Raw genomic sequence first — 14,467 nt, forward strand, 5'->3', positions numbered from 1 at the left:
CCCTTATCGAAAGGAGCGTATGGGTAATACGCTGAACCCAATATATTCCCGTAGGGAAATTTTTTATTGCGCTAGATCAAATTTAGGCGAGATAGATAGAAAAAAGGTTACGCATAAACGTAACCTTTTTTCTGCATCCTCTTCTATACGTGACATGCATCACACAGCAATCTACATCAGCGCCGACGGCGAAAGGTCCAGAATAAAGTGATCAGCCCCGCGACTGCTGCCAGCAATCCCAACCAAGCAAATGCCGGCATGCCCATCCAGCGCGGACCGTACTGCAATAGCACTGGTCCCAGCGCCAGCAAAACCGCAGCAGTAACAATTGCAATCGCCAAACGTGTCGCCGCTCGCTCCAGCGAAGTACCAAGGCGATCCAGATTCGCAATTTTTATATTCGCCATGAAGTGCCCATGCTTCAGGCGCAACATGACCAAGCGCAAAAGTTGTGGCAAATCCAGAGCCGCCGTTTGTACATCGACCAAAGCAGCTAGTGCTTCTCGCCGTATGGTGCGAGGCGAGTAACGACGCAACAAAGCGCGCTTCACCATCGGACCCGCGATTTGCACGATATTGAATTGCGGATCCAAGCGTTGCAGCACGCCATCTGCAGTCGCAAACGCCTTGACCAGCAAGGCTAGATCAGGCGGCACCGCCACGCGACTCTGCTTGGCCATCTCCATGAAATCATTCAAAGCCTGCTTCAATGACAATGGCGCACTGGCAGTACGCGTGACAAATTCTTGCACAGCCTGTTCTGCTCTCAGCCAATTGAAATCTGTCGGCCCTGACCAATCCATCAGCAGGTTAATCAAGCCATCAGGCCGACCGGATACGATGGAACGGAACAACACCAACAATTGATCCCGTCGCAAATCCGACAAGCGCCCCACCATACCGAAATCAATAAAGCCAACCCGATTCTCGGCCAGTACGATCAAATTACCGGGATGCGGATCGGCATGGAACAAGCCGTCATGCAACACCATTTTCAAAAATGCGCGTGCACCACGCTCAGCTAACAAGGAGCGATCCAATCCTTGCGCACGCAAGCCGCTGTCATCCGTGGGTGCTATTCCGTCGACATACGATTGCACCAACAAGCGCTCGCTCGACCATGCGGAATAAATATACGGAATCTCGATCTCTGGATGCTGTTCGAAATTACGCGCCACCTGCTCACAGGATTGCGCTTCGCGCCTGAAATCTAATTCATCCTGCATCGCCAACGTCAGATGACGCACGATATCGCGCGGCTTGTAATACGGTGCCAACTTGCGCTCTTCAACAATATTCGCGAGTTGCGCCAGCAAGCGTAAATCGGCCTCGACCGTGCGACGAAGTCCAGGACGTTGCACCTTCACCACCACATCCTGCCCGCCATGCAAGCGTGCGCGATAAACTTGCGCCATCGACGCTGAAGCAAGCGGTTCTGTATCAAAAGATGCAAACACATCTTCAATAGGCCCGGCCAGATCGGCAACTACCTGTTCGCGCATATCAGACCAAGGCATGCTTGCTACGCGACTATGCAAGCGCTCGAACTCTTCTATCCACTCCGTCGGCAATAAATCGCCGCGCGTCGCCAGTATCTGCCCGAGTTTAATGAAGGTCGGCCCCAGAGCCTCTATCGCCATGCGCATACGCTGCGGCGCGGATTGTCCTTCTGCCGCAGTGTCCGGCGGCGTATTGGTAGAACTATGGGATGTTTTATCGTTGAAGAGATCGCCCAAGCCGAGGCGCATGAAGACATCCTGCACACCAAAACGAGCCAGCACAGAAATAATCTGCCGCAAACGTTCGCGATCCCGTATCGCCGCCAATGTCATGTCTAACATCTACCTCGCTCCTTGGTTGTACGTGCTATCCAATTCGTCGTGCGGCCCCGCAGAGGTACTTCGAGCGAAGCACCGTTTCCATATAATCCACAATACCGGCTGATGGCGCAAGCTATTGCCTAAGTTTTAGGCAATAAAAAAGGGATTACGAATAATCGTAACCCCTTGTTTTTATAGTGGATCTCCCGTGAGTCGAACGCGGCACCAACGGATTAGGAAATTTCAGTTTAAATTCTTACCTCTGGCTGCAGAATTGCTCTGACGCCAATAGCCGAATCCGATCAAGCCGACAGCCAACATCAGCAGTAATAATGCCCCTATCGTTTTTTGTTCAGAAGTCATAGAACGGAGCGATTGCATTTCAAACCCTGATACCACCTGTTCTGCTGACTTCGCTTTAGCCGGCTCAACTTTGGAAGGTGCTGCTTCGGCCTGTACGCTTTTGTGCGGCACAGCGGCCTCCACTGCATTTGCCCCTGCCACTGCTTCTGCACTGCCCGCAGGCATTTGTTTAGCGCCAACATCGGGAGCCTGCTTCAGTGTGGCGCTACTGCATGAGTCGCTATTACAAGCAACGCCTGCAGTAGCGATGACCTGTGCATTAATGCGCGTCAAATTGTTGCGAACCTCAGCTGTAGGTTTCCAGTAGCCACGTTCGATCACGGTTAACATGCGATCCGTGATTGCTTGATACGCCTTTAAATTGCCACTCTCGGTAAAACGGCGACGCACATCCAGGCCATGTCGATCTGCGATATACGTATCGTACATACGCTGCCATTTACTTGCGTCTACCGCTTCTGGCACCGTTACTTGCCATGCCCAAAGATAATCAACCACACGATTAATGAAGCGCGCACCGGAATAACCCTCCTGCAACATGCGGTCTGCCCAGCGCGGATTGAGATAACGCGTCTGTAATTCCTGCCCCATATATTTCTGCAAGCTGGTGTGATGCGGATTACGCGGGTTGGACAAATCACTCACCATCACCTCAGGTGTCTTGCCATCGACGCTGCGAATTGCCAGTGCAGTGCCGCCCAGGTATTGGAAGAAATCATCGTTATCGAGCGTCGCGTATAGATTGCTAGACCGACTGTGCAATGCAATTTTGCTACCCGATAAAGCCTGCTTGAATAAGGTTCTGCGCAACTTCGGGTCCAGTTCCGCTTCGGCCACATCAGCATCGCCGCCCCAGTAACCCTGGCCAAACGGGTGGCTCATACGATTGATAAAGACATCGGCGACCTGTTGTTCGTTCTGCCAGACGTTAGCCAACGGAATCAATTTTTCTATATTGGTACCGTATGCACCGGAAGGTAATCCGAAAATACGGACCGTCGCCAAACGTTCCGCCTCCGTCGCCGACAAACCCTGACGCTGCAAATCAGATGTCATCTTGCGTGTGTGTTCCTGCAAGGGATTATCAGTATCGTCCTGCTTCTGTGCCAGCTGCGCAGCGTCATCCAGCAATTTCAATAAGTTACCAAACAAATCCCTGAATAAGCCGGATGAAATCATCGTCACGTCAACGCGAGGCCGACCCAATGCGCGACGTGATATCGCTTCCACACCTACCACCCGCCCTCGCTCATCCCAGGTTGGCTTGATGCCGAGTAGCGCCAGCACTTGTGCTTCCATGATGCCTTCATGGCGCAAGGTTTCTACACCCCACAAATTGATCGCCAATTTATCCGGATACACACCATGGCGTGTGCGGTAATCTTCTATCAGTTTTTTTGCCAGCATCGTCCCTTGCTCATAGGTAGTGCGACTAGGGATACGCGCCGGGTCCAGCCCATAGAAATTACGGCCAGTCGGTAATGCATCCGGGTTACGCACCAGATCAGCACTCGGCCCGGGAGAGATGTAGTGACCATCCAGCGCGAGCATTAAATTATCCAGCTCCATGTCAGCGCTGCGCACGATGTCATCTTCCATTTTTTGTATGCGTGCTGCCCGTTGCTGCGTATCGATACTCTTGTCCAGCCCGATGGCGGCTTTGGCAGTGGCATGACGGAATTCCGCATCGGGTGCCACACCAAAGGTATGCAAGCCAAACGGCGCGAGCTTATCTGCGGTATCGTCCAGATATTCTTCCAGCGCTTCCAGATCTGCTTCTGTCTTGAGTGTCTTGCGCTGCATATCTTTTAGCACGCCGCTTTTTAATGCGACCCGATTCAATGCAATCAAATGGTTACGCGCCAGCAGCGGACTCTTTTGATTCGCCACGCGATAGTCATTCAGCAAAGACAAGAGTTCACGCAGGTCCGGATTAAGTCCGGCCACATCGAATGGTGGCGTCATGTGATCAATAATGGTGGCCATACCGCGTCGCTTGGCCTGCAAGCCTTCGCCTACGTCATCCATCACATACGGATAAATATTCGGCACCGCGCCTATCAGCGCTTCCGTCGGATCGGCCGCGGAAAGACCAGCTTCCTTGCCAGTTAACCACTCGTGGGTACCGTGCGTTCCTATATGCATCACCGCATTCGCGCGATAGCCATGCTGCAACCACAAATAGAATGCGATGTACTCATGACTCGGCGGCAGCGACACATCGTCATGCAGCTTCTCCAGATTCTGCTCCCACGCGCGCCCCGGTTGCGGTGCCATCAGCAGATGGCCATAGCGTCGCGCCGGGAAAACAAATTGATCACGTCCATTTGCATCGCGCCATAAGGTCGATGCTTTTTGCGGAGCGCCCCACGCTTTTTCAATCGAACTTTTTAACTCCGCAGGAAACTGTTCGTACCATTTCATGTAATCCGACAAGGGCACTAGCAATGCCTGTCCGCTGGTCGCGAGCTGCGCTAGGCCGGCACGATAATCCTTGCTACCTTTACTCGGATAATTGCCCCACTTCTGGATATCGTCTTGCAAGGCTTGCTTGTCGGCAGGCAGATGCGAGCTCGCATCGCTGGTGCGATAGCCATCCTTGTTCAAACGCTGCACGATTTGCCATAAGCTTTCTGGCAGTACATTCAAATAGGACGCGCCTATTGTTTCCGAACCATGTGGGTAGTTGTAATACAGCATGGCGATACGCTTGTTCGAATTTGCACTCTTGCGCAAGGCCAGCCAGGCATCGACCCGCTCGGCCAGACGATCTATCCGTTCCGCTATCGGTTGCTCTTCGATGTAAGCCAGTTCGGTTTGCACATCGGTAATCCGTTCACGACTGGCAACCACGGTCGGTTGTATCAGGCCAGCCAGTTCGGCACCGGCCAGCTGCCACGAACGCTCGGTGATGTTCAAACCGGTTTTCGACTCTTTCCATTGCTCTGCGGATTGCTGACTCAGAGTGATCGCATTGATTGCCGGCACCCCGATCTTGTCGAGCATGCCGCTGGTGGCAGCGGTACCGCCTACTTTCATACCCAGTGCGACGATCAATTCAACGCGCGATTTACCAGCGTCATTCAAAAAGTATTGCAGCGGTACTTCATACGGATAACCGAATACCGGCATGACGTTGTAACCGGATTTTTCCAGACGCGCGACGATCGCAGCCAAAGGCAAGGTTTGGCCTGCGACCAGACTCGCACGGAAAAACATCACGCCTACCCACGGTGCACCTGGACGATAATGCGTGTACTTTTTTGCGTACTGCTCAAAATCGGAATAGGTACGGTCTGCGGCAACGTCATATAAACCGATCTCCGGCATAGGCTGGACCGGCGCTTCTGTCACACTGACGCCTAACTGGGTACGCAATACATAACGCAGCATGTTCGTCATATTCTCTATGCCGCCGGCGCGATAGTACTTCTGTACCGTTTTCTCTTCGCGCAATCCCAGCTCGCGCAGTTCATCATCCACACCGGAACCCACTGCAATGACGGTACGCTTGTTACGTTGCAAGGTATCGAGTTCGGGCAGAATTCTTTGTACCAGCTGACGTCCAACCACACTAATCACGGCAACGTCGGCCTTCGCCAGCGCAACCCTGTCTTTTTGACTCATGCTGTTGGCAGCGATGATACGAACCTTGATATCCTGATCTTTCAAGGTCGTTTGCAAAGAGCGCATGGCCAGTACTGCAGGACGCGACTCGACATCGCCGAGCAGCAATACCAATTCACGCGACACAGCTTGCGCACTAGCCATCAGACCCAAAGCGAACAACAAGCACGCACAATATTTATTCCGGAACATACACAACCTTTCCATCTGGCAGCTGGTAAGCAGTGCCCAGGCGTTTGCCTTCGCCGGACAAGGGTTTATCGCTAACACGGCTGACTTTGATCTCAGCACCTTTTTTAGTCATGACTTCTACTTTTCCGTCAGCAGTTTTCTTGGCTATCGTGACCTCTGAGTTCGGGTCCAGCAGATCAAGCATGTTCCATGCAGAAAACAGCGCCAGCATCATCGCAACGATAAAGACGATGCTCGCATCAAACAAATTGGCGACGCCGGCGAGAGGATCATCCGTTCCTTCACTCAAATGCCGGCTATACCGATGTCGATTTAAATAGCGCATCTCAGCCCTCCACAACAGCCGTGAGTTTTTGCGACTCGCTATGCCGTGCCAGCAAGGTTTCGGCAGCATAGGCGATCTCGGTCGAATCACTGCGCAACCAATGCTCCCGCACCAACGCTATGCCATACGCGACCACACTGCACGCCAGACCAACCACAGTCGCGGTAAAAGCTGTCGTCATACTTGCCGCCATATTCGGCAGATCGCCTTGTGCCAAACCGGCCAGTGCGATCCCCATCGGAATCAGGGTACCCATCAAGCCCAGCGCAGGCCCGACACGCACGACAAAGCGCACCGCATCAAGTCGGCGCATGCCGATTGCATCGGCACGCTGCACGATGCGCTCCAGACGCGCATCCAGCACTGACGGCATATCTGTTGCAGCGATGGCAGCGGCCATTTCTGCTTCTGCAAAAACCAGCAGACTGCGTACGCCGCGCCTGCGCTCAAACCATTCGCGTGTAAACCCGCCCAAGTACATCAGAAGGTAAAGAACCAATACAGCTATCGCTGCCAACACCGGTAAATGTAATAAGGTCGAGATCGAATACAAGAATGTCTCGACCAGTTGCACCGCTGTATTGATGTCTAAAGTTGGCATGACGATTTCCCTGAGTGTCAGTACAAAATAATGAAGGCCGATATCTGTGCGTGAAAAAATCTCACACAGATATCGGCACGATGAGCGATGGAATGACTAACGCTCAACAGTGATGCATTTTAAAAAGAGGAACGTACTATTAACTGCGCAGTACGCGGCTCACCCAATAGCCAACGTGTATTACCCGATCCAGACAAGGCATAGTCGCGATTGGCGATGTTTTTCACCGCGAAGGTGATGCTCAGATTGCGCGAGTAGTTGTACAGCAGCGAGGTATCCATCACTGTGTATGCGGGCAAGCTCAAAGTATTTGCCGTATTGGCTTGCCGCTCACCGACATAACGTGCACCGAAACCGGCCTGCCATTTCGGCAAAAAGCGATACGCAGTCCAGATATTGGCCATGCGTTCCGGCACGCCGGTCGGCGTATTGCCAGTGCGTGAAACCGTGGTGCCACCCACATCTTCTGAGAAATTGTCATAGCGTGCACGCAGCAAGGCAGCATTCGCATCTATCGTCCAGCCACGTACAGGCTCAGCAGCGAATGCAAATTCAAGACCGGTTGAAGATTGCTGTCCGATCTGTAGTGTCACTACCGAATTGTTTGGATCACGTGTCAGCAAATTGCGTTTCTCTATCCTGTACATGGCCACCGTCCATTCACCGCGTATCGCAGCGAGACTCCCTTTGGCACCGACTTCCAACTGGCGTCCTTTAGTGAGGTCAAATGTCGTGCCACCACTAGGCAGTGACAATTGACCACTGAGTGGATCAGTACCTGTACCGTATTGGCCGTATAGTGAAATTGCATTCGATGGCGACCAGATTGCACCGAGACGACCGGTCAGCGGCGAATATTTCTTTTGCAGACTCGTACTTGTACGCAAATCCGTACTATCCAGCGTCATATGCTCGCTGCGCAAACCGGCCACCAGCTTCCAGTTGGTGGCAATATCCAACACGTTTTCGGCGAAGAGCGCTTTGGTCTCCAACTCGGAATAGCGCCCGGGAACGGTAGGCGTAGAACTAACGAACACGCCATTATCAAAATTAAACGGATTAGGAATATTGGCGGGATTTGTTGAAGTACCGTTATTCGTGTGCAGCAGAGTTGTACGGTACCAATCGAAACCAGCAACAAAGCGGTTTTTGAGGTCTGCGATATGACCGTCTACTGTCACATCAAAACGATTACCGGTCTGTTCCTGATCGTGCAGGATTTCCAGATAGCTGCTACGGGTAAGGCTGCCATTCGGGTTGATGGCATACGACTCGGTATTTTTCCAGTGGCGCTTGCTGGTCAGATAATAGGTTTCATTGCGCAATGAAATGTTATCTGCGAGTTGGTAATCAACTTTGGCGCGCCATACTTTATCGTTGTAATTGACGACGGCATCATTGACATTGAAACTGGTGCGACGCAGGCGGTCATCGAGCCGGCCATTAATCAGCGGCGTACCATAATATGTCGCGTCATCGTTGTGACCGGCATCCAGCAAGAAAGTAACCTTCAAATCCTTGTTAGGTCGCACAGTGACAGCGGCCGAGATATTTTGTCGGTCATACGCCATGTCGCGACGATAGCCGTCGCTTTTATCTGTATCGATGTAGAGCGAGTAAGCCACGACATCGTTGATCGGTCCGCGCAGCCCGACACCAAGCTGGTATGAACCATAAGAACCAACACCTACCATAGCCTCCCGCTCGGTGCGGTCAAAGACAGGTTTCTTGGTGACATAGTTGACTGCAGCACCGATGGCGCCATCGCCGTACAGCACCGATGCCGGACCACGCAGGACGTCGACCGATTCCAGCGGCCAGGTAGAGAATGGATAAGTCACTGTGCCTGATGCCACCACCAAACGCGTGCCATCCACCAGTTGTGCAACCGAGTTATGCCCGGAAAAACCGCGTGCTGACAAACTAGTGCCGCCATTACCTGGCGATGGCGATTGCGTCACACCCGGCATGCGTATCGCTACATCTTGCGCACGCGTCAGATTGCGTTCGCTGATGGCAGCGGCATCCAGACTACTGACGCTGGCCGGAATATCACGCGGAGCCAGTCCCAGGCGCGACGCCGTAGCATTGGGCACATCCAGTTTCAAAGTGCTGTCACTAACGCTATTAACAGTCACTGCTGGCAGTTCAACATCAGTTTGTGCAAATGCCGGCAGGCTGCCCATGCACACACCCAAAGTGGTGATACGTACGTAAGCAGAAATAGAGTAATGCGTGGAAAGGGAGTGATGCAGCGCGACTGTGTTGTTACGCGCGCGCTTCGCCATTGCTGCAAGGCGATAGGGAGATTGCATGATAGTTGGAATCCGTCAAAAGGCTCTCGGCTTGCTTCCCCGCAAGTCGAAATCTAAAGAAGTATTCGAAGAATAGAAACGAAAAATGCGCAGTACGTCATGACGCTGTTAAGCGCGTATCAACGACAAAACATGTTCGCGAACCCATCCCGTTCGCACACTTCCACCTGATTTGGCCGGTATCCGGGCTAACAAGCATGACCACTTCACCTTCCCATGCCAAACTCAGCACAGTGGTATTGAAGCGGTCTGCAAAAAGACATGATGCCTATCATGTTTTTTGCGCTTGCTTACCGTTGCGGGGGCAGCACACATTGCATCACTCGCCTTTGCAATTGCAAACGACGATCAGAACGATATTGTGTTTCCCGTTTAACTGCGGACAAGAACTTATCCGCTGGCACCAAAACCCGCGAATTGTATGTTGCTATTGGTGATGTAGCAAATTTTTGTGCCGAAAACCCCAGAAATACTGAGGTTTGTCGCAAGTTGATAACAGCTTAAGCCCAGAGTTTTAACGACACGCCGAAGCAAGAGCGCAAAAAATCGCGCTCAAAATGAAAAAAAGGGGTTACGAATAATCGTAACCCCTTCTTATTTGTGGTGGGCCTCCCGTGAGTCGAACACGGCACCAACGGATTATGAGTCCGCTGCTCTAACCAAGCATGAGCTAGAGGCCCAGTAACCTGTTTAGAATTTAATTACCTTCTAGGAAGCTCTTCAGTTTATCCGAACGTGATGGATGACGCAATTTGCGTAATGCCTTTGCTTCTATTTGACGAATACGCTCGCGTGTCACGTCGAACTGTTTACCAACCTCTTCCAGAGTGTGGTCGGTAGACATTTCGATACCGAAACGCATACGCAAGACTTTCGCTTCGCGTGGCGTCAACGAATCCAATACATCCTTGACTACGCCGCGCATCGAAGCGTGCAACGCTGCATCGGCTGGTGCCAATGTATTGTTGTCTTCGATGAAATCGCCCAGATGTGAATCGTCGTCGTCGCCGATCGGTGTTTCCATCGAAATCGGTTCTTTCGCGATCTTCATGATCTTGCGAATTTTGTCTTCCGGCATTTCCATCTTGATCGCCAAAGTCGCTGGATCTGGCTCAGCGCCGGTTTCCTGCAAGATTTGACGCGAGATGCGATTCATCTTGTTGATCGTTTCGATCATGTGCACAGGAATACGGATGGTGCGCGCCTGATCGGCGATCGAACGCGTGATAGCCTGACGGATCCACCAAGTTGCGTATGTCGAGAATTTAAAGCCGCGACGATATTCAAACTTGTCGACTGCCTTCATCAAACCGATATTGCCTTCCTGGATCAGATCCAGGAATTGCAAACCACGGTTGGTGTATTTTTTCGCGATCGAAATAACCAGACGCAAGTTAGCCTCGGTCATTTCGCGTTTCGCTTTGCGTGCCTTCATTTCACCGGCAGCCATCTTCTTGTTAATGGCGCGCAGATCTGGCAACGGCAATACGACGCGCGCTTGCAAGTCGATCAATTTTTGCTGCAATTCTTTGACGGTTGGTACGTTACGTGCCAACACGACGCTGTATGCATGCTTGCCGTTTACTTCGCCATCAACCCAGTCCAGATTGGTTTCATTGCCCGGGAAAACTTTGATGAAGTGGCCGCGTGGCATACCGCACTTGTTGACAGCAACATCGAGAATTTGTTTTTCGATGTGACGTACTTCGTCAACTTGACCGCGCAAGGTGTCGCACAATTTCTCAACAACTTTTGCGGTGAAGCGAATGCTCAACAATTCGTTCGAGATGATTTCCTGCGCCTTGACGTAAGGCTTGGAGTTGTAGCCTTCCTTCTCGAAGGCTTTGCGCATCTTGTCGAATTGCGTAGCGATAGTAGCGAATTTGGCGAGAGAGTCGCGCTTCAACTGTTCCAGTTGTTCGCTCGAGAAACCAGCAGCGCCAGAAGCAGCTGTCGTTTCTTCCTCTTCTTCCTCTTCTTCTTCCTCTTCCTCTTCCTCTTCTTCTTCATCAGAAGCGGCAGGAGCAGGAGGAGCAATCACAGGCTCGGATGCATTCATGTCGACCAAGCCGTCAACGATCTCGTCGACCTTGGCTTCGTCTTTGGCAATGCGTTCCGATGCTGCGATGATTTCTGCAATCGTGGTCGGGCATGCGGAGATCGCCTGGATCATGTCACGCAAGCCATCTTCAATACGTTTTGCGATGCCGATTTCGCCTTCGCGCGTCAACAGTTCGACGGAACCCATTTCGCGCATGTACATGCGGACAGGATCGGTAGTACGGCCGAAATCGGAATCGACGGTCGACAGCGCAGCTTCAGCAGCAGCTTCAGCTTCATCATCGCTGGCAACGGTAGCAACGTTATCGGACAACAACAATGTTTCTGCATCCGGCGCTTGCTCGTAGACCGCGATACCCATGTCATTGAAGGTACCGATGATGCCTTCGATCGCTTCTGGATCGATGATGTTTTCTGGCAGGTGATCGTTGATTTCTGCGTACGTGAGGAAGCCGCGTTCTTTACCGAACTTGATCAGCGTCTTCAGTTTTTGACGACGCGCTTCGAGTTCTTCTTCGCTGGCTTCTGTATCGGACGAGAACGCATCTTTCAACAATGCTTTTTCTTTGGCCTTGCGATCTTTCGCTTTCGCTTTGTCGACGGCTTTCAGTTCTGCACGTTCGACTGCGTTCAATGCCGCGACTTCATCGTTCTCAGGCTGGAATTCTTTTGGTTTGCGACCACGACGGCCAGGCACCTTGATCGATGGCAGGATGTAACCTGACGTATCGATTGCGGCCAAAGTAGCAGCGTCAGTAGTCTGACTGACGGTCGCAGTGATCATGACGTTAACGCCAGGACGCGACTCGACTTTTGGTTCGATTTTTGCTGATTTGCTAGCAGACTTCACTTCAGATTTCTTATTTGTCACAGGGGCTTTCGATTGCACTGATACCGGCTTTGCAGCAACTTTGGGTGAAAGTTTGGCCGCTGGAGTTTTCGCTACAACTGCAGCGCTCTTCGTCACGGCTTTGCTTGACGATGTTATTGCCTTTGTCTTCGAGGCCACGGCTTTTGCCTGACCAACTGACTTGGCAGCTACTTTCTTCTCAACAGGTTTTGTCGACTTTACCGCGGCCGATTTGGCCTTACTTGCGGCAAGAGTTTGTTTGTTCGCGGGTTTCTTCATTGCATTCGCCATTGGATCAACTACCAAGGTTATGCTCTTGAAGCGCGGTTAAGCTTGCGCTCGACGAGCCGATTTGCGCATTCAACTCTGGCTTACGCCCGCGCAAGTTTATTGATTTTCTTTTCGATTACTTTATTACCTATAACTCTAAGACCTTGAATCGAAAGCCTTTAATTATAACATATAGGGGAGCATTCCTCCTCTACACAAGAGCAAAATTAGCCTCTTTGCATGATTTCTGCCTGCGCCTGACGGCGCAATTGCTCTTGCTGCAAGGTCAAATCACGATAGCGCGCCTGCGCTTGCTCGCCATTTAAACCTGCCAGCACAAGTTGCTCAAGCTCATCCTTCAAGACCTTCATTTTGGTCTGACGAATCGCGCCAGCCAACTCCACGCGCGCAACCGCTACATCCGACTCTGGCTCAGCCGCAATCTCGGCGATCAAGGGATCAAAATCCGAACCGGTAGAACGCAATAACTCTGCCAGAATCGCAAAATTAGCCTGTGCGCCCATGTCACGACTCATCGTGACCAATTGCTCCAGCATTTCCGCATGGTCTGGCGCAAAATGCGCGGTCATATCCAATGCAGATTGATCCAGCTCGGCCGCCAATATCGGATGCGCTACCAGCAAGCGCATGATCTGGCGTTCCAAGCCAAGCGGCGCCGTCCGCTTGCTGCGCGGTGGTGCAGCGCGTACACGGGAAATCGGTTGCACCAATTCGAACAGGGCCTCGATTTCTGCCGGCGTACTTTCCGTTACTTGCGCCAGACTGCGCACGATTTGCAAACGCAATGATGAAGGTGGCAATGCCTGCAGCAAAGGCTTGGCATCGAACTGCGCGCGCGCCCTGCCTTCCGGCGTGCCGAGATCATTATCGCCAACTGCTTCTTTCAGCAAAAATTGCGACAGCGGCATGGCATCCTGCACCTGTTTTTCGAATGCGTCGGTGCCTAGCTCACGGATAAAACTGTCCGGATCATGCTCGCTAGGCAGGAACAAAAACTTGATGACTTTGTTGTCACTGGCGTGCGGCAAACTGGCTTCCAGCGCGCGACGTGCGGCACGACGTCCCGCTTTGTCGCCATCGAAACTGAAAATAACTTGATCAGTCTGACGTAGTAATTTTTGTACATGTATCGGTGTGCACGCGGTACCCAGCGTTGCTACCACCTGCGGGAAGCCGAGCTGTGCCAGCGCGACTACATCCATATAACCTTCTGTTACCAAGGCGTAACCAGCTTCGCGGATTGCCTGACGTGCTTCAAACAAGCCATACAGCTCGCTACCCTTTTGAAATAAGGGCGTTTCAGGCGAATTCAAGTATTTGGGCTCGCCGTTATCCATGACACGACCGCCAAAACCAATCACTTGGCCTTTGGAATTACGGATAGGGAACATGATGCGATCGCGGAATCGGTCATAGCGCTTGCGATTCGCGCCTTCCTCTTCCGCCTTGTCGATCACCAGTCCAGACTCGACCAACGCGTCCAATTCATAATCAGGGAAAACAGCGCGCAAACCATCCCAGCCGTCAGGCGCATAACCCATGCCATAGCGTGCTGCGATTTCGCCAGTCAAACCACGGCCGATCAAATAATTTTTTGCCCGTTCAGCATGGCGCAATTGCTGGCGATAAAAATCACAGGCACGCGTCATCGCCTCTGACAGCGCAAGACTTTTTGCCTGATGCTCGGCACGCTGCGCCGGCGGCAAACGGTCTTCCGCCTCTGGCACAACCATGCCCACGTTTTGCGCCAAATCCTTCACCGCCTCAACGAAACCCATCCCCGAATACTCGATCAGAAAACCGATCGCCGTGCCATGCGCACCGCAGCCAAAGCAGTGATAAAACTGCTTAGTCGGACTGACGGTAAAACTGGGAGATTTTTCGTTATGGAAGGGACACAGTCCCATGAAGTTCGCGCCGCCTTTTTTCAGCTGCACGTACTTACCCACCACGTCGACAATATCGACGCGGTTGAGGAGATCCTGGATAAACGACTGTGGTATCACGTCGGCAGCGGTATGC

Annotated in this window: 8 protein-coding genes, 1 tRNA gene and 1 riboswitch; of the genes, 1 reads left to right on the forward strand and 8 read right to left on the reverse strand. The window is 52.2% G+C overall.

The features are described from left to right. Nucleotides 1-176: 176 nt before the first annotated feature. From BQ6873_RS08930 to rpoD, 7 genes are all read right to left on the reverse strand, one after another. The gene (locus tag BQ6873_RS08930; protein WP_076592334.1) at nucleotides 177-1,841 is read right to left on the reverse strand and encodes an ABC1 kinase family protein; all 1,665 of its coding nucleotides are present in this window, start codon (nucleotides 1,839-1,841) and stop codon (nucleotides 177-179) included. Nucleotides 1,842-2,063: 222 nt separating this feature from the next. Further along, nucleotides 2,064-5,975: a cobaltochelatase subunit CobN gene (locus BQ6873_RS08935; protein ID WP_162274197.1), complete on the reverse strand. Its 3,912-nt coding sequence runs from the start codon at nucleotides 5,973-5,975 to the stop codon at nucleotides 2,064-2,066. A 13-nt stretch (nucleotides 5,976-5,988) separates the two neighbouring features. Next, nucleotides 5,989-6,291, reverse strand: a complete 303-nt coding sequence (locus BQ6873_RS08940) for a DUF2149 domain-containing protein (RefSeq protein WP_231949307.1) — start codon at nucleotides 6,289-6,291, stop codon at nucleotides 5,989-5,991. 37 nt (nucleotides 6,292-6,328) lie between these two features. Beyond that, nucleotides 6,329-6,928 (reverse strand): MotA/TolQ/ExbB proton channel family protein, encoded by a 600-nt coding sequence (locus BQ6873_RS08945; protein WP_076592336.1) that lies wholly within the window; start codon nucleotides 6,926-6,928, stop codon nucleotides 6,329-6,331. Nucleotides 6,929-7,047: 119 nt separating this feature from the next. Further along, complete coding sequence (locus BQ6873_RS08950; protein ID WP_231949308.1) at nucleotides 7,048-9,243, reverse strand: TonB-dependent receptor; 2,196 nt, start codon at nucleotides 9,241-9,243, stop codon at nucleotides 7,048-7,050. 157 nt (nucleotides 9,244-9,400) lie between these two features. Further along, nucleotides 9,401-9,666, reverse strand: a riboswitch (cobalamin riboswitch). Nucleotides 9,667-9,844: 178 nt separating this feature from the next. Continuing rightward, a tRNA-Ile gene (locus BQ6873_RS08955) sits at nucleotides 9,845-9,923 on the reverse strand. 17 nt (nucleotides 9,924-9,940) lie between these two features. Further along, nucleotides 9,941-12,175 carry an RNA polymerase sigma factor RpoD gene (rpoD, locus tag BQ6873_RS08960; protein ID WP_407928024.1) on the reverse strand — a complete coding sequence of 745 codons (2,235 nt, stop codon included), beginning with the start codon at nucleotides 12,173-12,175 and terminating at the stop codon, nucleotides 9,941-9,943. Here rpoD and BQ6873_RS18255 point away from each other — a divergent pair. Further along, complete coding sequence (locus BQ6873_RS18255) at nucleotides 12,087-12,326, forward strand: hypothetical protein (protein ID WP_231949310.1); 240 nt, start codon at nucleotides 12,087-12,089, stop codon at nucleotides 12,324-12,326. The two genes, rpoD and BQ6873_RS18255, sit on opposite strands and share 89 nt — an antisense overlap. Before the next feature lie 325 nt (nucleotides 12,327-12,651). On the opposite strand, the gene dnaG is transcribed toward BQ6873_RS18255, so the two are convergent. Continuing rightward, the gene (gene dnaG / locus BQ6873_RS08965; RefSeq protein ID WP_076592338.1) at nucleotides 12,652-14,451 is read right to left on the reverse strand and encodes a DNA primase; all 1,800 of its coding nucleotides are present in this window, start codon (nucleotides 14,449-14,451) and stop codon (nucleotides 12,652-12,654) included. Nucleotides 14,452-14,467 lie beyond the last annotated feature (16 nt).

It is taken from the genome of Herminiimonas arsenitoxidans (genome assembly GCF_900130075.1).
Taxonomy (GTDB): domain Bacteria; phylum Pseudomonadota; class Gammaproteobacteria; order Burkholderiales; family Burkholderiaceae_D; genus Oxalicibacterium; species Oxalicibacterium arsenitoxidans.

Excerpts from the sequence above, each read along its gene's own strand:
- BQ6873_RS08930 (WP_076592334.1), bottom strand. The coding sequence starts at position 1,841 with ATGTTAGACATGACATTGGCGGCGATACGGGATCGCGAACGTTTGCGG.
- BQ6873_RS08945 (WP_076592336.1), bottom strand. The coding sequence starts at position 6,928 with ATGCCAACTTTAGACATCAATACAGCGGTGCAACTGGTCGAGACATTC.
- BQ6873_RS08950 (WP_231949308.1), bottom strand. The coding sequence starts at position 9,243 with ATGCAATCTCCCTATCGCCTTGCAGCAATGGCGAAGCGCGCGCGTAAC.
- BQ6873_RS18255 (WP_231949310.1), top strand. The coding sequence starts at position 12,087 with ATGACGTTAACGCCAGGACGCGACTCGACTTTTGGTTCGATTTTTGCT.